Annotated in this window: 23 protein-coding genes and 1 pseudogene; 4 read left to right on the forward strand and 20 right to left on the reverse strand. The window is 37.5% G+C overall.

Annotated elements, in window-relative coordinates:
• Nucleotide 1 precedes the first annotated feature (1 nt).
• The 8 genes and pseudogenes from NOX80_RS10875 to NOX80_RS10905 form a co-directional block, all read right to left on the reverse strand.
• A complete protein-coding gene (locus NOX80_RS10875; protein ID WP_256549806.1) occupies nt 2-1570 on the reverse strand; it encodes an Eco57I restriction-modification methylase domain-containing protein in 1569 nt (522 codons plus the stop codon).
• Between the two features lie 155 nt (nt 1571-1725).
• A pseudogene (locus tag NOX80_RS10880) lies at nt 1726-2589 on the reverse strand (IS3 family transposase); the annotation flags it as partial.
• Nucleotides 2590-2597: 8 nt separating this feature from the next.
• Nucleotides 2598-2888 (reverse strand): transposase, encoded by a 291-nt coding sequence (locus tag NOX80_RS18620; RefSeq protein WP_371926029.1) that lies wholly within the window; start codon nt 2886-2888, stop codon nt 2598-2600.
• A gap of 77 nt (nt 2889-2965) precedes the next feature.
• Nucleotides 2966-4459 (reverse strand): tetratricopeptide repeat protein, encoded by a 1494-nt coding sequence (locus tag NOX80_RS10885; protein ID WP_371926092.1) that lies wholly within the window; start codon nt 4457-4459, stop codon nt 2966-2968.
• A 96-nt stretch (nt 4460-4555) separates the two neighbouring features.
• The gene (locus tag NOX80_RS10890) at nt 4556-5110 is read right to left on the reverse strand and encodes an RNA 2'-phosphotransferase (protein WP_256549808.1); all 555 of its coding nucleotides are present in this window, start codon (nt 5108-5110) and stop codon (nt 4556-4558) included.
• Nucleotides 5111-5112: 2 nt separating this feature from the next.
• A complete protein-coding gene (locus tag NOX80_RS10895; protein WP_256549809.1) occupies nt 5113-5700 on the reverse strand; it encodes a hypothetical protein in 588 nt (195 codons plus the stop codon).
• A 256-nt stretch (nt 5701-5956) separates the two neighbouring features.
• On the reverse strand, nt 5957-6562 hold the full coding sequence (locus tag NOX80_RS10900; RefSeq protein ID WP_256549810.1) for a hypothetical protein: 606 nt from the start codon (nt 6560-6562) through the stop codon (nt 5957-5959).
• The gene (locus NOX80_RS10905) at nt 6552-7055 is read right to left on the reverse strand and encodes an RNA polymerase sigma factor (RefSeq protein ID WP_256549811.1); all 504 of its coding nucleotides are present in this window, start codon (nt 7053-7055) and stop codon (nt 6552-6554) included. The genes NOX80_RS10900 and NOX80_RS10905 overlap by 11 nt, the downstream gene beginning before the upstream one ends.
• 565 nt (nt 7056-7620) lie before the next feature.
• Here NOX80_RS10905 and NOX80_RS10910 point away from each other — a divergent pair.
• Nucleotides 7621-8661, forward strand: a complete 1041-nt coding sequence (locus NOX80_RS10910) for an IS110 family transposase (protein ID WP_256549812.1) — start codon at nt 7621-7623, stop codon at nt 8659-8661.
• A 200-nt stretch (nt 8662-8861) separates the two neighbouring features.
• Here NOX80_RS10910 and chrA read toward each other — a convergent pair whose 3' ends face one another.
• The 12 genes from chrA to NOX80_RS10970 all read right to left on the reverse strand — a co-directional run bounded on the left by chrA (nt 8862) and on the right by NOX80_RS10970 (nt 16638).
• Nucleotides 8862-9992: a chromate efflux transporter gene (chrA, locus tag NOX80_RS10915; RefSeq protein ID WP_256549813.1), complete on the reverse strand. Its 1131-nt coding sequence runs from the start codon at nt 9990-9992 to the stop codon at nt 8862-8864.
• The gene (locus NOX80_RS10920; protein WP_256549814.1) at nt 9982-10416 is read right to left on the reverse strand and encodes a DoxX family protein; all 435 of its coding nucleotides are present in this window, start codon (nt 10414-10416) and stop codon (nt 9982-9984) included. Before NOX80_RS10920 ends, chrA begins: the two co-directional genes overlap by 11 nt.
• Nucleotides 10394-10993, reverse strand: a complete 600-nt coding sequence (locus tag NOX80_RS10925) for a phosphatase PAP2 family protein (protein ID WP_256549815.1) — start codon at nt 10991-10993, stop codon at nt 10394-10396. Before NOX80_RS10925 ends, NOX80_RS10920 begins: the two co-directional genes overlap by 23 nt.
• Nucleotides 10993-11466, reverse strand: a complete 474-nt coding sequence (locus tag NOX80_RS10930) for a hypothetical protein (RefSeq protein WP_256549816.1) — start codon at nt 11464-11466, stop codon at nt 10993-10995. The genes NOX80_RS10925 and NOX80_RS10930 overlap by 1 nt, the downstream gene beginning before the upstream one ends.
• A gap of 79 nt (nt 11467-11545) precedes the next feature.
• On the reverse strand, nt 11546-12346 hold the full coding sequence (locus tag NOX80_RS10935) for a helix-turn-helix domain-containing protein (RefSeq protein ID WP_256549817.1): 801 nt from the start codon (nt 12344-12346) through the stop codon (nt 11546-11548).
• Nucleotides 12347-12380: 34 nt separating this feature from the next.
• A complete protein-coding gene (gene arsB, locus NOX80_RS10940; RefSeq protein WP_256549818.1) occupies nt 12381-13412 on the reverse strand; it encodes an ACR3 family arsenite efflux transporter in 1032 nt (343 codons plus the stop codon).
• Nucleotides 13413-13415: 3 nt separating this feature from the next.
• Nucleotides 13416-14027 carry a protein-tyrosine-phosphatase gene (locus NOX80_RS10945; protein WP_256549819.1) on the reverse strand — a complete coding sequence of 204 codons (612 nt, stop codon included), beginning with the start codon at nt 14025-14027 and terminating at the stop codon, nt 13416-13418.
• A gap of 10 nt (nt 14028-14037) precedes the next feature.
• Nucleotides 14038-14658: a class I SAM-dependent methyltransferase gene (locus NOX80_RS10950; protein WP_256549820.1), complete on the reverse strand. Its 621-nt coding sequence runs from the start codon at nt 14656-14658 to the stop codon at nt 14038-14040.
• A gap of 21 nt (nt 14659-14679) precedes the next feature.
• Nucleotides 14680-15141: a DUF6428 family protein gene (locus tag NOX80_RS10955; RefSeq protein WP_256549821.1), complete on the reverse strand. Its 462-nt coding sequence runs from the start codon at nt 15139-15141 to the stop codon at nt 14680-14682.
• A 57-nt stretch (nt 15142-15198) separates the two neighbouring features.
• Nucleotides 15199-15528, reverse strand: a complete 330-nt coding sequence (locus tag NOX80_RS10960; RefSeq protein WP_256549822.1) for an ArsR/SmtB family transcription factor — start codon at nt 15526-15528, stop codon at nt 15199-15201.
• 235 nt (nt 15529-15763) lie between these two features.
• On the reverse strand, nt 15764-16216 hold the full coding sequence (locus NOX80_RS10965) for a hypothetical protein (protein WP_256549823.1): 453 nt from the start codon (nt 16214-16216) through the stop codon (nt 15764-15766).
• Between the two features lie 164 nt (nt 16217-16380).
• Nucleotides 16381-16638: a hypothetical protein gene (locus NOX80_RS10970; protein ID WP_256549824.1), complete on the reverse strand. Its 258-nt coding sequence runs from the start codon at nt 16636-16638 to the stop codon at nt 16381-16383.
• Nucleotides 16639-17394: 756 nt separating this feature from the next.
• On the opposite strand from NOX80_RS10970, the gene NOX80_RS10975 reads away from it, so the two are divergent.
• From NOX80_RS10975 to NOX80_RS10985, 3 genes are read left to right on the forward strand one after another with little or no spacing between them, the layout of a single operon-like run.
• Complete coding sequence (locus tag NOX80_RS10975; protein WP_256549825.1) at nt 17395-18987, forward strand: T9SS type A sorting domain-containing protein; 1593 nt, start codon at nt 17395-17397, stop codon at nt 18985-18987.
• An 11-nt stretch (nt 18988-18998) separates the two neighbouring features.
• Nucleotides 18999-22388, forward strand: coding sequence for an RHS repeat domain-containing protein (locus NOX80_RS10980; protein ID WP_256549826.1), 3390 nt, complete (start codon nt 18999-19001; stop codon nt 22386-22388).
• Nucleotides 22389-22395: 7 nt separating this feature from the next.
• Nucleotides 22396-26010 carry a DUF6443 domain-containing protein gene (locus tag NOX80_RS10985; RefSeq protein ID WP_256549827.1) on the forward strand — a complete coding sequence of 1205 codons (3615 nt, stop codon included), beginning with the start codon at nt 22396-22398 and terminating at the stop codon, nt 26008-26010.
• The last annotated feature ends 4 nt before the right edge of the window (nt 26011-26014 follow it).

A 26014-nucleotide genomic window follows, 5' to 3' on the forward strand; every position in this document is an offset into this window, starting at 1 on the left:
ATTAATTCATTATTGCTTCTAATTCATAAATCTCGTTGATAATAGTATTTACATTTGCCATAGAGTAATCATTTGAAAGTATTATTCTATTTCCGATTCGTATAATGTCATCAAGGGGAGGAAGCCTCATTTCTCTTAGTTCGGTTGCACTTACATTTACATTTCCGTTGAAAATCTGGAAATACGTGTCAAATAGTTCACTATTGAGTAAAGCACAAAGGCCAACCATTTCGTCTCTATTTAAATGACCATTCTTTCTATATATATAGTTTACCTTGTTTTCAACGCCGATGAAATCGGATTTTATATAATTACAAAAGTAGGGTGCGGCTATTAGACGACTTTTGTCATCTTTTGTACTGAAACGTCTTAAAAAGATATAATTCTTGTTTGGGATCAATATGGATTTCGAAGCATTTTCTAATCTTATATATTTTTCTTTGTCTTTGAACTCTTTTGGCCATTCCAAAATCATTTTACCTACATTATGTAGCCAAAACAAAGGAGCTAAGAATACGGTTCCATTTTCATAATTGTCTTGGAGAAACTGTTTTGAACGAAAAGATACAACTGGTCCCGTAGAAATTTTGATATTAAAATCTGATAAGAAATTTTCCCATGACGAGACTAAGTTTAAAATGCTCTCTTCTTTGTCGCTAGTTGGTAAATGTAATATCTTTTCTCTTGAAGAGAGATCTATTAGTTCGGAAGAATTAAAGTGCTTTATGACAGGTTCAGAAATATCGATTATACCATTGCTCGAAGAAACAAGAACCCTTTTGTTAGGATCTATTGATTCCTTGATGGCTTTTATTATAACGGTCTCCTGTAGAACACTATCTCGGTTAAATGTGTCTTTTCTCGAATTGAATAAATGTATCGTATCTATTTGGACTGTGTTAAAAAACAATTCTCTAAAAGCTTTGAAGTAATTGCCTGATGCGAAACTTCTTGGGGTTATAAAAATGAGCTCCCCTCTATCTGCAAGAAGTTTTGCAGCTATTCCCATAAAAATGGAATAAATATTTGGTTGTCCGCTAACGAGTTCTTTTGCCGCTATTGTTTTTACATCATCTTTAGCCAGTTTAAAATACGGTGGGTTTGAAATTATAAAATCAAATAGCTCACTTCTATAGTTTTTTTGTAGTGCTTTATAATTATCAAGAATAAAGTCGTATTGATTGAGTACATAATTTAATATAATATCTCTCTTCTTAAGCCAACTCTTAATATATTCTAAAACTCTGGTAGAAAAAGGAACTAAGCATTCGTCGGTTTCGTAGACAACTAGTTCAATTACTTCGATATTTATTTTTGTATTTACTAAATGTTCAATTAAAGTGCATGTTAAAATAGCTGTTCCGCAACCAGGGTCTAATATCTTGACGGTTGTGTCTCCCTCTTTACAATAGGATGCCATCAGACGTGCAATTGGTATAGGAGTAAAAAATTGACCGTTGTCTTTCTTATGTTTTGCGGTTACCTGTTTAGTGTAATAAATACCTAGCCTGTCTGCATATTCACTTGGCAATTCTTCGTTGAAAGGATTGATATTTATATTCTTTGTCATAGATTACAAAGTTAATTAAATATAGGTTTTTACATTCGTATGTGCGCGCTTTTCTTTTATGTCTAATTTCAGGTTATGATTTCAGCTTGCTCTAAATTAATCTCTGCCATTCGTTTCAAATATCCTTTTAGCATTGATTTTTTTAAACTTCATAATCAATAGGAAATGGTGTCCAGACTTTTAAATTCTTCTATTGTTAAATTTCCAAGAGCAGAATGCCTTCTCCGTTTATTGTAAAAGTTTTCTATATACTCAAAAATCGATTCTTCTGCTTTTTTTCTGGTTGTATATTTATTGTGATATATCAGTTCAACTTTTAAAGTCTTGAAAAAACTTTCAGCCACTGCGTTATCATAACAGTTACCTCTTCTGCTCATACTTTGTGAGATCTGGTTACTTTTTAATATGCGGACAAAATCTTTACAGGTATATTGGGTTCCTCTGTCTGAATGAAACATCAATTTTTGATTGTCAACTAAAGGGCGACTAAGCTGCGCCTTTTTTAAAGCGGTTATACTTGTATCTGTTGCCTTCATTGATTTGCTTAACGACCAACCTATTACTTTTCGGTCAAACAAATCTATAATTATGGTGAGGTATGCCCAGCCCTCCGCTGTACGTATATAGGTTATGTCAGATACCCATACTTCGTTCTGTCTTCCCACCTTGAAATTTTGGTTTAGACTGTTCTCCGCGACAGGATGCTTAGGAGAGGAAATAGTTGTTTTTTTGAATTTCAATTTTAAAATGCTACGCAAATGATGTTCCGTCATTATTTTTCCGACAAAAGACCGACATACTTTTATCCCTATGGCTGCTAATTCTTTGGTTATTCTTGGACTTCCGTATGTGCCACGGCTCGAATGATATATTCTACAAATCTCGAATGTTATATAAACTTTGCGTAATGCTCTGCTGGTAGGGATCTTTTTTAGCCATTTGTAATAACAGCTACGGTCCACTTGGAAAACTTGGCACATCTTCTCGACGGGAAATATATCGCTATTCTCCCTGATGAATTCATATCTTACCCGTCTCTCCTGGAGAAGATGCTTGGCACCTTTTTTAGAATATCGCGTTCGGTTTCTATATTCCTAACCTCCTTTCGTAATCTTGACATTTCCTTTCTTCTCTTATCCGGGTCGGAGGTTTTTTGTAATGTAAGTTTTTCTTTTCCAAGAGACCTCCTCCAGTGATAGAGGCAGTTTTTGCTAATACCCAGTTCCTCGGCCACGCGAAGTGCGCTTCCATATTGTTCGCATAGGCCGACCGCGAAGATTTTATATTCGGAGGTGTATTTTTTCCTAATCTTTTCCATCTCTTAAAAATTTTAGAAATGTTACTCATTGTAAATTTAGAATAGCAAATCGTTCTTTTTTTATCTGATGGGCTGGCTCAGGAAGAATATTGCCTTAGCTTTTTGTGGCAAAAAAGGTAGCAACTCCAAAAGGAGCAGTAGTCCCCATAACTACGAATAGAACTGAGGAATGGTTCCAAGTCAAAGCCTGATTCTATGAATTCCACAGTAGATGTATTTTGGAATAGGACAGTTCTATTTTTGATCAACTCAAACATCCTTGAGTTTTCTCCGTCATTAAAGTATATTTTACATAGGCATTCTAGTGCGATAGTGTCATTCGGTTCAAAGTTGAGACGGAAAAGCATGAATTCTTTGGCTAAGCGTTTTTTTTCAGGACTTTCGTGCCACCTCTCGACAAAAAGATTCCTTTTAAGGTTAAGTAGGTATGGATCACCAGGATAGTGTGTCAGACCCTGCGAAAGGTAGAATTCACCCTTGCTATTCTGGTCAATTCCAAAGTTAGCAAAGGAAAGCCAAAAATAGCCAGTGCTGAATTTTGAGAATAGATCGGGATCTTCCATAACAGCCTTTTCAAGATATTTTATACCTTCATCAAAATTTTGCATTTCTCTTATAAGAGCAATTCCCATACTCATCAAAGCCGGGGCTAATTTTGGATTTATCGCAAGCGCATTTTTATAACAGTTTATTTCCTTATCGGTATCTCCTTTTTTAGAGTAGATCTCTCCCAGATTTTTCCATGCTTCAGCATAATTCGGATTTTTATCTAACGCAATCTTAAGATGCTTTTTTGCCTCGTCATAATATCCAAGCCATCTCAATGTATTGGCATAATTATAATGTTGATTGTAATCTTCGTTTTCATCTAAAGATGACTTGAATATTGTACTGGCCTCGAGAACCATTGCTTTATTTCCAGACTCGATACCATATTCAGTTAAAATAGATGCTTTGTTGAGTCTTATTGTACTGGAGTCTATTATTGCCAAGGCTTCATTAATATTTTTTAAGGCGTCCTTGTACTGATATAGTTCATAGTGGCAAAGTGCAATAGAATTTAGCAAATGGGCAGAAGGACTTTTCTTTTGAAGCTGATAGTATATGTGTAGAGCAGAAGTGAAATCGCCTTTGATAAAATGCGCTGATGCTTCTTTTTCCTCTATACCCATTTCCGAAAATGTGTGTTCTGGAAATGAATGAAGGAGAAATCTTCTGCTGAAGATTTCTTCGATATGGGAACTTATGGTATTCCAATCGATGGAACTCAATTTATTTGTGCTATTAAAAGATATGGTAAAACTTTTGTTTTTCTTAGTAAGATCTACCGTTTTCTCAGTAAACCAGCAATAATATGCTTCGTCATGTTCAGCAATATAGTATATTATAAGAACTGGCTCAAGTATTGCCAGATATAGATTTATCGTTGACCTCTCAAGTTTGGCGGTGATAGGTTTTCCAGATGCTAACTTTGCATGCGATTTCAGCTGGACTGAAAAATTTTGTCCATTAATAAGCCCATCCTTAACGGGACGGGGCTTTGCGATGGTGGGGCAATCGAAGCACGTCAGTTGATGATTGCACTAAAGCTCAATAGTAGCACAAAAGTTGAACCTTTAACTTTCAGCCCCACTATTGCAAAACCCATGTTACCTGTTGTTATTATTTTATTCGTCATTTTGTTTCAAGTATTTTGTCGGCACATTGTCAGTCAACCAAACACCATTGTCTGAAATGAAAAACTGAAAATTGTCATTATACATTTGTCCTGCAAGTACTTTAAATACAAAAGGCTTTCCGTGTCTTTGTCCAACCTTAATTGCAGTTTCAATATCACTACTCAAATGAACGTGTTGTCGGTTTCGTCTTTCAAGTCCTGTGTCAATTATTGATTGAACTGATTTTTCGCCTGTTCCGTGATATAAAATTTCGGGTGGTTTTTGATTTGTGTAACCTAATTCAATTTCAACTGAATGTCCTTGACTTGCTCTTATTTTGTCAAGCGTTTCATTAAAAGCAAATCTTTTCTTTGTATTTGTAGCAACGATGTAATTAAGCGTTTCTCGGTCGAACTTTATCCCGTTACTGTTTGCATTTTCGATTAACTCATCTACGTTAGTCCAACCATTTTGGTCTAGTTTAATGCCAATTGTTTTAGGTTGGTGTTGTAATACCAAACTTAAAAATTTGCTTATATGTGTCAGTTGCTTATCGCTTGTCATAATTATTTCCAATAGCTCATTAAATACTCTTTGATTTGGTTTCTGTCTGTTAAGTCTATTAGTTCAGAGCTATTCCAATTAATCAAAACCAATTCACAACTTTCGCCTAATTCGTAAAGAGCTTCTAAAATTTTGTCAAACCATTCTGTTGAAGTAATGAGAGAAGTTGAAATCCAAATGTTTTTTACAAAATCATCCTTGCAGTCGTAAAAAAAAGTAAAACAAGGCAAACTAAATGCATTTGAAGTCGTTTTTGAACATTCAGTTATTGTATAACCATCGTAACGAATTTTCGTTGCTTTTTCAAAACCCTTTTCAGTCAGCAACTTCTCAAAGTAATCAGTTCTTAATTCTTCGTTTATGGTTGGAAACGGCAAATCTTCTCTCATGAAAATATCTGTAAACCCATATTCGGTTCTTGTCTTTTCTGTGAACTCGTCAATTTGCTTTATTGATTTTTCAATGTGCTCGATGTTTTTTCTTGGAACAATTTCAATTTGACAATAGTCGTCTTCCCAAAATGAAGGCAAATTTTCGTCTTCATTTTGGGGGTTTGTGTTTCGTCTAAATATTTTATCAAATAGTCTCATTGTCTGTTGTGGTGTGTCGCTCTATAATAGCAGGTAACAAGATCAATACAGAAGGCTATACCATAATCGATAGGTTTGTTGATAATCAAGTCTGCTGGCAGATGCTGTCGTAGGAATAATTCAGATCGGTGTTCTAGGCCGTGGTTTAGATGTCTCTTAGGATATTGGGTCACGCGTTGTCTTTATTAGTAGTAAAAATAGTAAATATAACTAAGCACCGTGCGTTTTTCAATTTAGACACAGGTATTTGAAAATGTCATTCTTCAAGTTCATCCAGTACCGACTTGATCTGCTTTGCGTATTTGCCGTAATAAGAGTTTGTCCACAGCACTATCGCCCCCATAAAAATGGAAATGGCTATAATGATAATGACAAACAACAATATGGTTTTCTGTTCCGAAAGATTGATTATCGTTAGACTGTTTTTTTGCATTTTATCGTTAATGAAAAGCAATAGCCAGCAAATACAGAAAGGAGCCAAAAGAAAACCGAAAGCTTTGTAACGTTCCATGTTCAGGCGTAGGTCGGTATGTATTTCGAGCAAGGTTTTCTTTGCTGTTCCCGAGTATTTCTGGATCTTGGTATAGAACTTTAAAAATGTTGCGAGATAATAAACGGCTACGACTGCAAATGCAGTGTAGGTGACATAGAAAATAACGGTGTTGGTGCGGTTAAAATCACACCAGTATGGAACAAAAGCGATAAATAGCAAAGCCAGTATCTGCGCATAGAATTCCTGGCGCATATTTGATTTTAGCTTGTCAAGGGGATGCAGCGAAGACTTCAGTTTATCAATGTTATGGGACAATTGGTAATCTTCATCATTTTTTTTCCAGTTTTTCTTAAATCTATCAAAACTCATGGCCATTCTTTTTTAATATGATCTGTAATTTCTCTTTTACCCGGCTCAGTTTTACCCTTGCGTTACCTTCGCTGATGCCGAGATTTTCACCGATTTTTCTATGTGACAGATTTTCAAGATACAAGAACATAAGTGCTTTTTCTATTGGTTTAAGTGTTTGCAGTGCTTCAAAAAAAGCTTTTGATTGGATGTCTTTCTCATCGTTGTATGGTGTATCCCTAATTTCGGGAAAATTTTCGGTGTAATTGGCCTTTGGTTTCCTTTTTTCTTGTTTGATATAGGTGATCGAGGTGTTGACCGCTACTCTATACATCCAGGTCGAAAATTTACTTTCGCCCCTGAAACTGGGATATGACTTCCATAACTGTATGATAATATCCTGTTGCAGATCTTCACGATCCTCCCGATTGTATGCATACAATTGTACAATTCTGCATAAGATACCCTTATGTTTTTCAATGAGATCAATAAAGTGGGTTTCACTTGTATCCAATTTTAATTACGGCAATAGTTATCGGTGTCGATATTTAGATTTAAAAGGTTTGGTTTTGTTGCAGTAAAACCAGGCAATTCCCGTAAAATATTTTGGTCTTAGGGGAAAGATTTTTTTAATAATAAAAGGATGGGGAATAATGCAAAGCTAGTCTTTATCTAGTCTTTTTTCTTTAAGTGTTTCCACTGAAATTTCCATTTCATCCCTTATCTCGGTAAATTATTTGGGTATTGGGTCTTGTGGTATTTGAGACGATATATGAAGATATAGCTGAGATAATGTATAAAATATAAGAGCTTCTGGTTTTCATGTAAACGTTCGGGCTGCGTTTTCTTTTGCTTCTCCTATGTTTGTATAATTTAATCTAAGTGAAGAAGGGCGAGAGCAGATTTTGCTTTAAATAGCCTTATGGTATATTCAAGAAAAGAGACTGCCTCCTCTTCTTTAACCTTTTAGAATCTGAACAGAATGTAAGGAATTTACTCATTATAATGAGTCTTATAACCAGTATATCCAGTCAGGAGAAAAGATGAAGAAAGGTTATCACTTACCTAAACCAGATAAGATGAAGGTATTATTAAAGCAGACAGTAGGAATTGATGTTGCACAAAATGAATTAGTTGTATCACTTGGTAGAATGGATGAACTGATCAATATAGAAATCTTTGCCTACAAAGTATTTCCCAATACTAAAAAAGGGTTTTCAAGTCTTGTATCGTGGGTAAATAAGCAGACATCAATTACAACAGAAGTACGCTACGTAATGGAAGCTACAGGGGTTTATCATGAATCCTTAGCTTATTACTTATGCAGTATAAAAAAACAAGTCAGTATCGTTTTACCAAACAAGATCAGTAATTATGCGAGAACACTTGATATAAAAACCATAACTGACAAGAGCGCTTCACAGGCCATTTCGAGATTTGGTTTGGAAAGGCAATTGGAAATTTGGCAACCTCCTTTAAAAATATTCAATGATTTGAGACAGCTTTGTCGAGAACGAGAGCAGCTGGTACATGAGCGTACAATGTTAAAAAATCAACTGCATGCAGAACATACTTCTGCAACATCAAGTGAAAGCTCAGTGAAACGAACTAAAAAAAGAATAGCTCTTATTGATTTGCAGGAGAAGGATATAAGAGAAGAAATTGCCTTACTTATCAAAGGAGATCAAGCTCTAGTAGAGAAGATGAAAATAGTATCTTCTATTCCAGGAATTGGAAATCTAACCGCTGTAATCATTATCGCAGAAACCAATGGATTTGAGTTAATAAAGAATAAAAGGCAGTTGGTGAGTTATGCAGGATTAGATGTAAGAGAAAAGACATCTGGTACCTCAGTGAAATCCAAACCCCGAATATCCAAGCGGGGTAATCGGAATTTAAGGAAAGTAATGCACTTTCCGGCACTGGCTGCAATCAGAACTGATGAAAGGTTCAGAGATATTTTCTTAAGAATAGTTTCAAGGCATGGTATTAAAATGAAGGCTATAGTGGCCATCCAACGAAAACTACTAGAATTGACTTTTATCTTATGGAAAAACAATGCGTTTTACGATTCAGGTTTTGATCATGACCAAGTTCGATCACCATTAATAAAAGCATAAAAACTATTAAATAGGTTGAAACTAAATCTTATAATTAAAAAAGGTATTAGCTGTTTGCTATTATCCAAAGATTCTTCATGTTGAATTTAAAGCAATCATCCTTTTCAAAAACATGATATGTATCTCCGGAATCAAGTTGATTTGATGATTTATCGCACTCAAGTTATTAGTATGAAGTGTATTAATACTCATTATGTATTTTAAAATTGAAATAATAAGTATCCTAATAAAGAACCACCTAAAACAACGAATGCACTATTGATTTTTTTTAATCGGAAAACGATAATGCCACTAATGAGAGCGATGGTAATGGTTCGCCAATCGGTAATAGTTTCTTTGCCCATTGTAAAACATACTGCTGCTATAATAGCTACAGATGCGACATTTACGGCATCTAAAAAATCGGACAGTCCTTTAGAATTTCGTAATTTTCTGATTAATGGGTTGAGCAGTGCTACAAAAACAAATGAGGGAAGGAAAATGGCAATGGTTGAGATAATTGCTCCTGAAAGCCCATTGATTTGAAAGCCGATAAACGTTACTGATGAAAAAACGGGGCCGGGCGTGAACTGACCTACTGCAATAGCATCCATCAGTTGCTGTCTTGTGAGCAGACCTGTCGCCACCAGTTCCGTATCTAAAAAGGCAAATAGCACATATCCGCTCCCATAAAGTATGGAGCCAATTTTAAGAAATGTCCAAAATAGTTTTGAGTTTGTGGTTGTCCAAAAAGTTGTTTGCACAATTTGAAGAAAGGTAAAAGGAACAAAACTTTGCAAAGTATCAGATTTTCTTTTCCGAGTGTAATGCAAGGCAAAAGCCAGCAATCCTGCACCAAACATAAGATAAATTTCATCGCCCCCCAATAAAGCTCCTATCAATACCCCAACCCCCAATATTCCTAAAAATGTTGATTTTATCGACTTCTTTGCTAATGGGAAAACAGCACCGATTATAATAGCGATAATGGCGGGCTTAATGCCATAAATGAATGGTTGTATTTCAGGTAATTGTCCATACTTGTAATACAGCCAAGCAAATACTCCTGTAACTAAAACAGCGGGTAAAATAAAACATAAACCTGCCGTTAGTAATCCTTTCCAGCCACCTTTGTCATAACCAATATGAATAGCCATTTCTGTACTGTTAGGTCCCGGAATAAGATTAGTTGCTCCAAGTAAGTCCAAAAAATGCTGTTCGTTCATCCATTTTCGTTTTATTACCACTTCATCCCTCATCATGGCAATATGAGCTGCCGGACCTCCAAAACCTACAAAGCCCAATTTGAGAAATATTTTGGCAATTTCCTTCTGGCTAATCTTATTTTCCATTGTTCATTATCTTAGTATCAATAGACCAAAGGCCTCCACCTTTTATCAATAGAAAGATACTCCCCAACAGCATCGCCCAGTCTGTCCGGCTTCCGTGCATCATTTCCCAAAATCCTTTTTCTGCCAATACTTCCGATTTGGTTGTTGCAATAGCAACTAACATTATTATAATCAATGGAACGCTCGCCAATCTTGTTAGAAGTCCAATAAGAATTAAAAGCCCACAAACGATTTCAAAGCTGCCAACGACCGGACCCAAAAACTCAGGATTTGATAAGCCGATTTTTTCAAATCGTCCTGACCCCAATGTATCAGCAAATAAAAACTTCTGTATTCCTTCTGAAAGAAAAACCGCACCTACCATCAGTCGAATAAGTATAGTCGTTTTTGATAGGTCTGTCTTAGTTATTTTTTGAAACATCATGATTAAATAGTTTTATGAATTTTGGATTATATATTTTATATAAATGGGCTACTATCCATGCAATAGGCATACTTAAAATAGCTGGAACTAAAATATCAGTGGGATAGTGTACACCTAAATACACCCTGCTTAAACTAACAAAGATTGCCCAAGGGATAAGAATGAATGGCAGCCATTTTAGACTATGTTTAGTTAACATGACTAAATAAAATGCTAAGGCAAAAACATTTGCGGCATGTGAGGAAATAAAACCAAACTTACCGCCACGATAATTGTTTACTATATGCAGCTGGCCCTCTAATTCTGGATTTTGACTTGGGCGCAGCCTTTCAAATATTGGCTTGAATATACTCGAAGCCAGCTGGTCACTCATTGTGATGAGCAAGGCGATTAGTAAGATCATCAGGATAGCATCCTTTTTATACTTCCAGATAAGCAAAACTATCAGCGTAACATAAAAAGGAAGCCATGTGTATTTGCCGCTGGCAAACCACATTAATTCGTCCCAAAATTTATTATGGCATCCATTTAGCCATAATAGAATATTTGTATCTATCTGTTTGATATCTTCAAGCATTATTTTCTGATGGGTGATTGTCTTTCTGTCGGAGTTTTTACAGTAAAAAAAGGTACTTTTTCCATTGCATGACAACTAAGGCAACTATTGGTAAGCATTTGGAAGTTCTTATTAAAAACAACTGTATCCCTTTTTTTTAGTGCCTCTTTCATTTGAGGGAGTGTAACGGTAAGAAAATGTTGTGCGGAAGATGTACGCTTAGGTCTTCTTTCCAATCCATTTTCTATCGCCTTTTGGATTTTTTCCAGTTGATAATCTGCATACTCCCAGTTTTCATCCTGTCCTGCCCAATACAATTCCTGATAACGATATCCGGTTTCAACCATTGCCATATCAAAACCACGAAATTGATTTTCTATCGTTTCAAGTTTCTTTTGCTCATTTCCTTTTATCCACTGTCCCTGATCGCCTTCTTGTTTTTGATTACAAGCCGAAAGAAAAAGAAATATTAATGTAGATGTTAAATATCTCATTGCTTACAATTTACATTATACAAATTTCGTACAATACAAATCATTTAGCACGGTATATTTGAAAATACCGTGATGTATTTTAGGTATTACGGAAGATTTGTGGAGTAACACCTGTGTGGCGTTTAAAATATTTCACAAAATGGGAAGTGTCGTTAAAATTTAAACTAAACGCAATTTCAGAAACACTGTTATCTGTATAAATCAGTTTCCTTTTTGCCTCACTGATGATATGTTTTGAAATTATCTCAGAGGCAGTCTGGTCTAGGGTTTTTCGGCAAATTGCATTGAGGTTTTGTGGCGTAGTATGAAGTTTTTCTGCATAGTGAGTGACATTGTTTCGCAGGTCGTTTGTTTGGTTGAGTAGTTCCCGGAATACTGCAATTATATCATCCGTTTTACTGGTTCTAATTGTCAAAGGTTTTGCCGCAATCAATATTTTAGCAAATAGAGCCTTTAATAATCCTTCGGTAACGGTAAAATCTTTTTCTGTAGTAAGCAATTGGAATAAAGTATCTATACTTTCTGTTTCTTTCAGATGAATGCAACTTAATCCGCTTAGTTTGGATAAAAGACTTTTCAGTACACTGTCCATCGACTGGTCGACAAATCCCTTCTTTAAAAGCAGTACAAAACCGTCTGGTATATCTGTCATATCCCAATGATGCACCTGTTCTTTACGAACAAAAAATACGATTGGCGGTTTTATTGAAAATGAAGTATGGTCTATGGTATGAAAACCACTTCCTTCCCGTAGAAAAATAATTTCAAAATAACTGTTGTGTATGTGCGGTTCGGTCTTGCGAATTTCTTTGCGGAACGGTGCAACTTTTAATAATGCTGCCGCTTCAATTTTGGTTTTTATGGATATGGTCTTTTTCAATCCGTTGCAACTTCTATATTTTATGTTTATAAAATTAACTATAATATTTCTTGTTCAACCATAAACTTGCCTTGACTAAAAGTATCAATACGGGTACTTCAACCAATGGCCCAATAACGCCCACAAATGCTTGTGGCGAATGAATACCGAAAACGGCTATGGCTACCGCTATGGCCAACTCGAAGTTGTTTCCTGTGGCTGTAAAGGCTATTGATGCGTTTTTAGCGTAAGGAATATTTAAGGACTTACTGATAAAGAAGCTCACGAAAAACATCAGTACAAAATAAATGATTAACGGTATGGCTACTTTTAACACATCCATTGGCAACTCTACTATTTTATCACCTTTCAGACTGAACATTAAAACTATGGTAAACAATAAAGCATATAATGTAATGGGTGATATTCTCGGTACAAATTTCCTATTGTACCATTCTATACCTTTTAATTTTATCAATGTGTAACGGGTTATAAAACCTGCTAAAAATGGAATACCTAAATATATCAAAACACTTTCGGTTACGTCTTGAATGGATACACTTACATTGAAGTTGGCTAAGCCTAATTTTGCCGGTAATACGTTAATGAATAGCCAAACTAAGAAGCTGTAAGAAAGCACTTGAAAGATACTGTTTAAGGCTACTAACATAGCTGTATATTCTCTATTTGCTTTAGCCAAATCGCTCCATACGATTACCATTGCGATACATCTTGCCAAACCTATCAGTATCAAGCCTGTCATATAATCGGGTTCGTTCCGTAAAAAGAAAACGGCTAACCCGAACATCAATACAGTACCGATAACCCAATTGAGCAATAAGGATATACCAATTACTTTTTTATCCTTAAATGCTTGGGGCAATAATGAATAATCCACTTTTGCCAATGGCGGGTACATCATCAGTATCAGACCTATTGCCAAAGGAACGTTTGTAGTGCCTACGGATAAAGCATTTGTAACTTTTGCTATTCCCGGAAAGAAATTTCCCAATCCTATACCTGTTGCCATTGCAAGGAATATCCATAAGGTTAGGTATCTGTCTAAGAATTTTAGTTTTGGTTGCATCGGCTAACTATTAATCATTGAAAAGACATAAAACATTTCCGTTGCTATCTGCAAACTTCTTTCTGCATATACCTTGGATTGCTCTGGTGTATTATCCGATATTTTAGGGTCTTCAAATGTGATAGGTATTCTTTTTTCCGCACCTGCAATAAACGGACACCCACCGTCTGCCTGCGAACAGGTCATAATAGCTGCAAATGCTGATGCAGGATTAAAAGGGCTATCATATTTTTTAGAAAAGCCAATTATAGGTAAAGCATTATCGCCATACTTGATAGCATATACAGGATTATTACTTTCTGCAATTTTGAAAATGTTAAAACCTTGATTAATCAATGTTTCTGCTACTTTAGAGAATAATGCCGTTTCTTCTGTACCTCCCGAATAACAGTTTACATTTGGTATGCTAAAATGTGCTGCTGCTGCCTTTGCCCAAACCTGCGAAAGATGGCTTCTGCGAGAATTATGGGTGCAGATGAAATTGATATTTACTTCCTGCTTATTATCTATTTTTTGCTGTACAAAATCGATCAGCGGTTGTAATATGATTTTGCGTTCTTCGCTGATGTTCTGAGTTTGTAACTGCTCGATTGTTTTTGATAATGATGAATACATAATAGAGTATTTAATTTTTACGAAAACTACAGAACACGAAATTCTGATTAGTTTCAAATGGTGTTTTATGGTCAATAGTAATACAACCTATTTTTTGAAAATGATTTTGAAACAAATCTGTCATTGTCTGCTCTGAATATTGCTTGATTTCAATACCGCTACATTTTGTAGGACCTTGTTCAGAAAAAGTGCCAATAACCAGATTTCCATTTTTGGAAATAGCTTTGGCTGTAGTTTCTACATAATTTTCTATTTCATTTTTATCTGTTAGAAAATGGAATGCTGCTCTGTCGTGCCAAAAGTCATACAGCTCCGTAGGTATAAATTCTGAAACATCTGTTACAATCCATTTTACCATATTTGCTTTATTGCCTAACCTTTTTTTCGCCCGCTGGATAGCGGAATTAGAAATATCCAGGACTGTAATATTTTCATAACCCAAGTCAAGTAAATGGTCAACTAAAAAACTGTCTCCTCCGCCAATATCAATAATTTTAGCGGTCTTGGGCAAGTTGAATTGACGAATAAAATTTAGTGAGGTTTCAGGATTAGGCTGATACCAGCTCACGGTTTCTAAAGGTTTGCTTTCGTAAATATTTTCCCAGTGGGATTTTCGATTGAAATATTCCATATTTCTCTTTTAATTTTATGATTAACAGCACCCGCCACCAGGTGTACAAGCATTATTCGCTGATAATGCTGCCAAATTTTTCTTTTCTGGTGGAATACCGCATGCACCTTGAGCTAAGCAAGCGGTCTGTTTGTTCTTCAGCATAAAGTGATTTCCGTTAAAATCCAAATCGTATTTACCGATTGTAGAACTTTGGTATTCTACTTCTATTTCAGCATCTTCAATACCTAATTTTTCTTCGGATAGCTTAATGATGTTTAATAGTTTGGTCGGCTTTAATCGGTGTTCAAAGTCGTTGGCATTCCATAATTGGAAATTGACAACTTTTTCATTTCTAATCGCTCCGCCACAATCAATAAAATGTTTGGTAATAACACCTATTTCTGTAACGTGGAAATGCTCCGGTACAACTGCTCCGTTCTCTAATTGAAATTCAGCATTATCTAATGCTGGTAAGATTTCTTTGATGCTTGACAGTTTCATTGTTTTTTATTTAATTGTTATATTGCTTTATTGCAATATACAGGGTTAAAAAAATGCTTAACAGGATTTATCAACTCCTACATTGTCCACAAAGAAAATGTTGAGTTCCTTTTTTATCTGCTGCCAAATATTTTCGTTGATGCAATAACATATACTGGTTCCTTCGATATTTCCTTTGATGATGCCAATGTTTTTAAGTTCTTTTAAATGTTGTGAAATCGTAGCCTGTGCCAATCCTAATTCTTCCACTAAGTCATTACAAATGCAAGCATTCTGTTTAATGATGTACTGAAGGATAGCAATTCGGGCAGGATGAGCCAGTGCCTTTAAAGTCGTTGCTAAGCTGTTTTGCTGTTCTGTAAATATTTCTGTTTTTGTTACGCCCATCTTATCTCGTAATAATATATCGCAATATTACGATATTAAATTTAGATACAAAAGATTTTTATTTTTTATTTATAAAAGCTCAATACTAGACCCTTCAAAATCAACTAAAAAAATATACAAAAACTTGGATCATAACACAGAATCTTTTCTTTTCCAAAAGAAAAGAAGCTTTGGCTGATTGGATTAATTTTCAATTTGCCAAAGCTTTTGAGCTGGTCTATGTTCAATTGTTTTTTTAAGGGCTTGTATTGTCATTTATGAGTAGTTGCATTATTGGAAAACTTTTTGTTCGAAATTCTTCATCAGTGTATTTGCCGTATGCTTTGTAAAAGGCGGTAGAATCGGGACGAATTACTAGTGTATAATAGTCTAGCTTGCTTTCAGGTAAGCAAAAGTTTTCCTCTTCATCCTTTTCAAGGATTACAAATGTCCACTCATTTTCACATAAGATATCGTCAATGAGAAGGGGAGTTTCGCCAATTTGATAAAAAGTTGCAGAAGTGTCATAGTAGTTCATGGATAGTAGATCCGGATCACCTTTCAATCCGGTAATAGTAACCAGTCTTTTCATCTGTTCAAATTTCCACTCTTCGGTTATACGAATAATGGCAAAATCACAAAAGTCCCATTCACTGCTAGTGCTCGCTTTTAGTAAAACATATCCTGTATTTTTGTTTGTAGTTTTCATGTTGTTGTTTTTTCTAAATAAATATTGATTTTATGGTTTGGCCTTTAGATATCAAGGTTGAAAAAAGCATTAACCAAATGGTAGAAATTACTGTCCTTTCGCTTGTTTGCAGCATATTTGCCTATACAATCAATGGTAAATAAAGCGAGATATCCATCAAATAGCTAATCAGCAAAACATCTACTTTTTAATAATTTTTTACCATTTTGTTTTATTGCTCTATTTACTTCCTCTGCAAGTCTATACCACATGTCCACAGTGATTATATTTGTATCCCAGTTTTTGCGTATTTTGTCTTCGTTATCGGAAAGCATTTCGTAATGCGCCTGTATGTACTCGCTGATTTTCAATAACTCGTTTGGGAAAAGGTCAGCTAATAACTTGCCCTTTTCGACGTTGTTTAATAGGTTTAAACTTTTCATTTTATTTCTTTTTGCGTTATGAAAAGGCAGCCATCGTTAGATAGGCAGCCAATGTTAGGGTAGATTTTATTGATTATCGGGCAGACTAAATACTAGTATTTGTTTACCCGTGCTGAAGTAGGTTGACTCAGTCATTGTGAGCTGTTTGAATTTTTTGAGTTTTTCGATCTGTTTTAACTTCATTGGTTGGCTCGAATACACGGGAACAAAGAAATAGTCGTCCTCAAATGTTAATTCCGGATTTTTTAATGAATTTTCCATTATAAAATAGATTTAGGTTAATACTTGTTTTTCCTTTTTCTTTTTTTCACCCGTCTATCGAAGGTTTTGTACAATGCGGAAAAACGGAAAAAAAGAAAGCCTTTTTCCAGCATGTACTTCCGGCAATGGGGATCTATAAGTCCCAAAGGGTGGTATTGTGAAGAATGAGCAATACCATTATGCGATCACCTTCGCCGGTACATGCTATTTTTGTTTTCCTTTTTGTCTGTTTTCGCATTGCAAAGAATGTATCGGGCGGATGATCGATTTCTGATCGAGGTAACTGTGGGGAAAATCGGAAAACAAGTACGAGCTGTTTTTCGATTCTGGAAAACACGTACAGTGGTTTGCGTATTTTTGGGTGTATATGTCCGTGTTTATAGTTAACTTATTGAAAATCAAAGGGGAAAAACACCCTTTTTTTTGAGGAAATTTGCTTCGTATTTAAAGTTTGCCCTATGTTTGGTCTTCAAAACATACAAAAAAACAATCACCATGTCTTACTCATTTATGTGCAGGCTTTACTGTCTGTTCCTGCTATTGGCATGCCCGCTTCATAGCTTTTCCCAAGATATTCTATGGGAAAAATCCTATGGAGGTAAACATGCTGAGTTCCTAGCAGATGTACTTCCTACGCCCGATTATGGGTTTCTTCTTGTGGGAAGTTCACTTTCCGATAAAAACGGGAATAAGCAAATGGCTTCGAGCGGTAATTTCGATTATTGGCTCTGGAAAATGGATGAACACGGATCGCCCGAATGGCAAAAAAGCTTCGGCGGTTCCGGTATGGATTTTTTACAGAATGTACAATTAACTTCAGATGGCGGTTTTATTCTTGGCGGAACAAGTTTATCGTCTAAAGGCGAACAGAAAAAAGAGGATAGCAGAGGGCAGCAGGATCTATGGATCATCAAACTCGATGCAAAAGGAAGTGAACAATGGCAACGTACCATTGGCGGTAGTGGACAGGAAGAATTGGCCTGTATCCGTCGCACTAAGGACGGTGGCTATATTGTTGGTGGCTCTTCGGCTTCCGGCAAGTCGGGTGATAAAACTGAAGATAACTATGGTAATCTTGACTACTGGATAATAAAGCTTTCTTCTGATGGTAAAATCGAGTGGCAAAAGACCTATGGCGGTAAAGGACTCGATCAGTTAAGAACCGTTGAGCAGACCTTAGATGAAGGTTATATCATAGGTGGTTATTCCAATTCACCTGCTTCCGGAAATAAACAAAGCGATAACATGGGAGCCGGAGATTACTGGATTCTGAAAACCGATAAAAATGGTCTTGTCCAATGGCAACGTACTTTAGGCGGTGACGGGGATGATAACCTAACGGCACTCATCCAATGTCAGACCGGTGGTTATTTATTGGGCGGAAGTTCCAATTCGAATCCCTCACGCGATAAAAGCAGGGCTAACGGTAAAGGAACGGATTTCTGGTTGATGCGTTTGGATCAGGACGGACAAACGATCTGGCAGGAAACCTACAATTACGGTAAAACAGATTTGCTGACTTCCATTATTGAGAATCCCGATCATACCTTTTTAATCGGTGGTCATGCTGCTACAGAAGTGGGCGACGGAAAAAAAGACAAAAAGGACATCAACGATTATATCGCTTTAAAGATCAACGATAAAGGCGAAGAATTGTGGAGCAAAACCGTTGGTAGTGACGGAGAAGATATCCTCAGCCGATTAGTTGAAACCCGTGACGGCGGTTATCTGTTGGCCGGTACTTCTAAAGGTACTGCATCCCGTGATAAAAACGGTAGCCATGGCGGTAGTGATTTCTGGGTGGTTAAACTCAAAGATCGTTACAAAAAAGAACTTGACAAACCGGCGATCGAAGCCTTGCCGAATCCGGCACAGCAATTTACCAACATCATTGTGGACTATGACTTTGAAACTGGAACTGCATCGGTATTCGATTTAGCAGGAAGACAGCTCCAACAATTCGCAATAGGCAGCCGTACGGTACCTGTTGATTTAAGTACATATCCGGAAGGGATTTACATTGTGGAGATCCGAACCAACGTGCAAAACAACTCGGTAAAAGTTATTAAAGGCATCCAACCTAAATAAGAAAAATCAACATGAAAAAAATACTATTCACTTTACTGCTTTTAGGGCTTTATGGGACAGCTATGGCACAACCCGAAAGTGCTGGCGAGATGATAAGACCCGATTTTACGCCACCATCACCTCAAGCCCATGCAATGACCAAGTTTGGAGATGTCCCGGTAAACGAATTCTCGGGAATGGTCAATGCAACAATTCCTATCTATACTGCAAGGGTTGGAAAACTGGAAATACCAGTTTCCCTTAATTATTCTGCATCCGGCGTGAGGGTTGCCCAGACCTCCACATGGACGGGTATCAATTGGGTACTTAATGCCGGAGGTGTGATCAGCCGTACTATTAATGATGCACCCGATGAATCGATTTCAGCAGATAAGCGATTGACGGCCGATATGATTATTCCAAACCAGCTTGTTAACGGATCATCCCATGCCGCATTTCTAAACGGTGTTTTCTTGGGAGCACGTAAGCATTATGATTTTAAACCCGACCTGTGGAGCTATTCTTTTGGGAACTACTCAGGAACTTTTTATCTGGATGCAGATTTTGTTCCCCAGTTTTCCAAGCTCAGTAGTAATCTAAAGATAGAAATCGTAGGTACTGAAACCGATTTGAGACAACGTTTTCGTAACAGTCAGTCATTCTGTATCACGACCCCTGACGGGATCAAATATTATTTTGGAGGTATAGATGCATGCGAAAGCTCTTTTATGGGTTCGCATAGGGATAACCCTTACGCTAATACCGGTTTTTATCTTACCAAGATACAACACCCCGATCATGGCATAGTGCTTTTTGAATATGAAACTGATACTGTCAACCATTCCGTATGGATGAACCAAGAGGAAAGTGTGACCATAAAAGTTTCCGAAAGCAGATTGGGGGAATTGTGTAAACGCCCCCCAACCAACGAAGAACAACATTTGATCCATAGTACGGGAATTGTAACTATGAATGGAAAATGGCTAAAGAGAATCTATAGCCCACATACTTATCTTCAAATATTATTTAATCGAAGTCAAGGTTCTTCCGGACATTATAAATACGTTCTTGACAATATTGAAGTTAGGGAAGGAAGTACGGTTATGAAAAAGGCGGACTTGAGCTATCTGTTTCCGCAGACAAAGACTACTTCTGAACGTTTCTTTTTAACAAAGGTCGAATTTGACAAGGATCGCAATTATGGTAGTGGCCGCAAGAATGAGGAATATGCTTTGGAATACAACGACCCGTTGGGATTGCCGAACCGTAAGAGCGAGGCGAAGGATCTTTCGGGTTACTATAATGGTCAAAATGGTAACAGTACGGCACTGCCGCAAAATGACGATCTTTGGTTTAACAACTACTATCCAAACCTAGCAGATCGTACACCTGATTTTAATTACTCGGTAAAAGGAACACTTAAAAAGTTGATCTATCCAACCAAGGGATACACTTTGTTTGAGTATGAGTCGCTAAAGGCAAAAGCCTATGACAGACAGCACCGGTCATTGACCATATGGAGGAATAATCCCGGCAAGATCCCTGCTTCAAAAACAAATGTAGCTATGCCATTGGGTGATTTTTACGCTAATCCAGATGGCACAATGGGAACCAGTGCTGCGGTTATTGATGAGCAAGTGAAAGTAAGGGTAGAGTTAACGGCCAATGCGCAGATGGGACATACCGACAGGGTAATTTTTAAGGTGGTTGATCAAACGGCAAATACAACACAGACCTTTACCATACAAATGCCTGACGGAAACGAGGAAACAGGGACGGGAGCATTTAACTATACTCGGGAGTTCAGTATAAATGTAATAAAAGACCACATCTACACTATAGAACTTAGCAATACCTATTCATCGGTAGTCATGTTTGAGGCAACGGCCTACTTTTTCAATACAAAAGGTTTTAAGACCATTGATGAGAACGGAGGGCTACGTGTGAAGCGAACAACTGATTTCAGTGCCGAAGATAATAATGCTTATGTAAAACGATTTTATTATCATCAGGCAAAGGACTTGCTTGTTGATCCCTATAGCTTGCTCAATTTTAAAATGAACTTTGAGTCTATCAAGGATATTTACCTAACCAAGTGTTGTAATCCAAGGTTTCCTGCTGGTTCTGACCCGGGTGGTCCGGTGTTGTTGACGCATACGGGAGATATAAGGCTGCGCACCTTTTCCTCGGGTACAGTGTTTACAGATGCATTCAACCAGAAGTACGAATATGTGACCATTAGTTACGGAGGAGACGATTTTGAACTCGGAGGTAAGCAGAAATTTTTTAACAAGTCACACATGTACACCGACCTTCCAATCCAAGATTTAAACGATACGCCATTTCAAGATGAAAAGGCAATGTACCGGGGAAATCTCGAATCGGTCTATCACGGAACCCTGTTGTCTGAAGTCGATATAATTAAAAGGGGAGGTAAGATTTATAAGGTAAATGAGAAAATCTTCGACTATGATTATGTTCCTTATGGAAATGGAATTTCCGGTATTATAGGAGGATATGGACGAATGAATTGTTCATATCCGGTGGATGGGGCTGAAAATCTTGATATCGTAAAATTTGAATATCTATCCAAAAAGGTAAATCTGGTTTCCACCATTGAGAAACAATTCACAATTCCAATGTCCATTACTTTAGATGCCGCTTTTGAAGCCGGTTACAAACCGGTTGTTGTCAGAACCGACTATACCTATGGCTCGTTTGCCGGTCTGCCCTTAACGATCAGAACTAGTAGCAGTGAAAACAATGGTTATACAGAAATTCAGAATACGTATGCCGATCAGGCTAGCCAGCTATCAGGTTTGACCTCTGGTTATTTGGCTGCTTACTTAAAACTGTTGCAGATCAATAAAATAGCAGCACCAATAGAGATAAGGAGTTTCCGTACCGAGAATGGACAATCTGTTCTGACATCCAAAAAGAGAACCCTTTATAAGAACTGGGGATCTTCAGTTGATTTGGTATTGCCGGAGATCATACAGTTAGCCAAGGGAAGTTTGCCATTGGAAGATCGGATCATTATGCACAATTATGATAACCGGGGTAATCTGACGCTGGTCTCCAATGTAAATGGACACAAGATTCGCTATGAGTACGATCTGTATGATAATTTAAAGGCAAAGATTGAAAATTATGCAGGAACGGATACACCAATTGAAGCACCTAATGTTCCGGTGGAGGTAGAGCCGGGAGCATCAACAGATTGCAATTTAAGTTCTATGTATCCGGGTGCCTTAGTTACTTGGTTCTATTATGATACATTTCAAAGATTGCTTAGACGAACCCTTGATAGCAATTGCCGTAGCACCTATTATGAATATGACGCGCTATTACGCCTAAAGTACATTAAGGACAATTCAGGAAACATTATAGAGGAATATGACAATAATTATAGAAACAATTAAGATGCTTATGAAACGATCGGTTACATTAATTTTATTATTGCTTTCCTATTTGGCAATTGGCCAAAGTATCAATCAAAATTATTCCAAAAGAACCATATACAGGGAGGTTAATGCCGGCCGCCCGCAGAGTGATATCATGTATTATGACGGTCTTGGAAGACCGGTACAGCAGATTTCAGGTAAGCAAGGGGCGAACGGAAAGGATATCGTTCAGCACATCGAATATGAACTGGACAGACAGATAAAAGAATACCTGCCGTATGTCGCAACTTCCAACAATCAGGAATTTAAAGATCAGGCCAAACAGGAAACTGTTAGCTATAATGCTTATTCCGGCCAAGTACCCTATCAGGAGAGTGTACTGGAAAATTCCACATTTGGGCGGCTTTTAAAACAAGGAGCGGTAGGGAATGATTGGCAAGTTTCTTCCACGGGAACTACAGACCGAACAGCTAAATACGACTATGGTACAAATAATAACGATGAGGTCAAGAACTATTTTGCCCAGACCTCATGGAATGCCAGTTCGAAACTGTATGATATAACCTTGGTTGACAGGGGATATTTTGCGGTAAACCAGTTGTATAAAACTATCGTCAAAGATGAAAATTGGGTAGGCGGTACTGATAATACTGTAGAGGAATTCCGGGACAAGGAAGGTCGTGTGGTACTGAAGCGCTCATATGGTAACGAACCGCACAATACCTATTATGTCTATGATATTTATGGAAACCTGACCTATGTCATTCCGCCTTTGGCAAATAATCCGCAAAGCCAGCTTGATGAATTGTGTTACATGTACAAGTACGACCATCGCAACCGGTTGGTGGAAAGAAAGGTACCGGGTAAACAGTGGGAGTACCTTGTTTATGATCAGTTGGATCAGCTTGTCGCCAGCGGGCCATCTTTTCAGCCTTTCGGAGGTGTAAAGACCGGATGGTTGATTACAAAGTACGATGTACTGGGCAGACCTGCTTATACAGGTTGGTTTGATGGACTAGTCGCAACGGCATCTGGCAGAGTTCAGTTTGCACAAAACTATGCCAATGCAAGGGCTGTCGAGACCAAGGGGACACAAAATTCAATAGAAGGTATTGAAAACATTTATAGTAATAGGGTTTATCCTACTACTTCATACCGCCTTTTAAGCGTAAATTATTATGATGATTATGGTTTTTCAGGTGCACCCAATCCATTGCCGGCGACTGTAGAAGGTCAGAGCGTTTTGCCTAAAGTTACTGGTTTGCAAACGGGAACATGGCTAAGAATTTTGGATGGTGGGCAAACTGAGCCTGTAGGGGTTACAAGCTATACACTTTATGATGATAAGTACAATACGGTACGTCTTTTTACCGGTAACCAATACGGAGGTTATACAAGAACCGATGGTAAGTTCAATTTTATTGGAAATCCTGAAAGTTACAGTACCTACCATAAGAGAAACTCTTCATCAAATGAATTAAAGATAGGTGACCGGTTTGTTTATACCGAACAGGATAGGGTAAAACTACACCTTAACCAGATCAATAGTAATGCTGAGGAACTTCTCTCAAGTAACAGCTACAATGACCTTGGCCAGTTGGTACAAAAAAAAGTAGGAGGGGCAGACATTACCGGACAGATTGGTTTACAGACTGTAGATTTTAAATACAATATCAGAGGTTGGCTTACCGGAATAAATAATGAAGGGACAAACGGTCTAAGCTTGGGCGGGTCAGATCTATTTGGGCTAAAAATCAACTATAATCAAGTAACCGAAAGTAATCAGGGAGTTGTGGTGCCTGCAAGCGAGAGTATAGCAGGTCAGGTTAAACCACAGTACAACGGTAATATCTCGGAAACATTTTGGAAATCGGCCAGTGATGGTGTTGTACGTAAATACGGCTTCGCTTATGATAAACTCAGCAGGCTAACCTCTTCATTTTATCAAAAGCCGGAATCAGCAATACCGGTAACGGGCTCATACGATGAGAAGGTTTCCTATGATAAGAACGGGAATATTACCGGTATCAGAAGAAATGGGAATCTTGACAATCCGTCCGTTAAAATTGAGATCGACCAATTGGATTATACCTATAATGGCAATAAGCTTAAAAGGGTTATCGATTTAAGTAACAATCCGGATGGTTTTAGTGATAATGCTTATGGTTCACAAGCGGATGACTATCAGTATGATCTTAACGGAAATCTTACCAATGATGCCAATAAGCAGATTACAAGTATCACTTATAACCATTTTGACCTTCCTACAGAGATCGTTTTCAGTGCGGGAAATAAAATTAACTATCTTTACGATGCTGGTGGAAACAAGCTACAGAAGAAAGTTACTGTAGGCTCAACGGTTTCCACAACGGATTATTTACAGGATTTTGTCTATGAGAACGGAAATCTAAAGTACTTCTCAAATGAGGAAGGATATGTAAGTGTCAATTCCGGTACGTTCTTTAACTACGTTTACAATTATAAGGATCATTTAGGAAATGTACGATTAAGTTGGACGTGGGAAGATAAGAGCGGAAGTCTTAGGATTATTGATGAGAACCATTATTATCCGTTTGGGCTGAAGCATACGGCATACAATACGCAGGAATATGTTTATGTTCCTTCTCTTGGTGATGCACCGGGCTATAATCGACCGGTTCTGGAACAGGTTGGGACAAGAGGTGTTGTTAGTATCTATAAGGACAAGTTCAATGGCAAGGAACTAGAAAACGATCTTGGATTAAACTATTATGCAATGGATTACCGTCAGTATGATGGTGCCATTGGAAGGTTTGTGGGCATTGATGCCCTCGCGGGTCAGGCGGCAGATTCATCGCCATATAGTTTTGGATTTAATAATCCGGCGGTATTCAATGATCCTACAGGTTTGTGTCCGGAGTGTCCCGATCCTGCCAAGGCGAAGGAAGGAGCTACCTATACATCGACAGGAGGCGGTAATTATACCTTCAGCAATGGCCAATGGACTAGAAATGACGGACAGCTTGGCGATGTTGTTGTAAAGGCTAAGGTAAAGGGTAGTGCAGGTGCATCCGCTCAGAATGGGATGGCCGGTAAGCGCACCGAATCAAGATTGTTGGGGTTAATCCAAAATCCAAATGTTGATGCTCAGGGACGTAGCCCTCTGGAGGCCTACCGCGAAAAAAGAGCTAATCCGGGATACAATGAAGGAGAGGATAAATGGGATCGCATATTTAGACTTATAAATAATTCGCATGTCGAGCAGATGCTTGATTTCGGAAGTGGTGGCCACAATATGTTTGGTGGTTATGGACGTGCAGCACGTGCATTAACAACTACTCAAAGAATGCAGGCACATGTTGATAGAGCTAGGGGAATTGTTGATGCAGCTGGTGATGGAGCTTTTACTGATAAACAGTTTGCGGCTATTAAAATAATGCCTCGATTACGAGCAATGTTTCGAGGGAATAGAATTGATGTAATGGCTAGAGAATTTATTAGAAAAGATCCTAAATTGGGGCATTTAAAGAGTAACTATACGAAGGGGCCGGACTTTGTTGACCCCGCAACTGGAAAATGGTGGGATATGACTACGCCAAAGCAATGGCAGATGCATGTGGACAAATACGGACCAGGTGGAACTTTATTAAAAACAAAATAAAAAG

Origin of the sequence: Flavobacterium cerinum, from assembly GCF_024496085.1 — a bacterium.
Lineage (GTDB): Bacteria > Bacteroidota > Bacteroidia > Flavobacteriales > Flavobacteriaceae > Flavobacterium > Flavobacterium cerinum_A.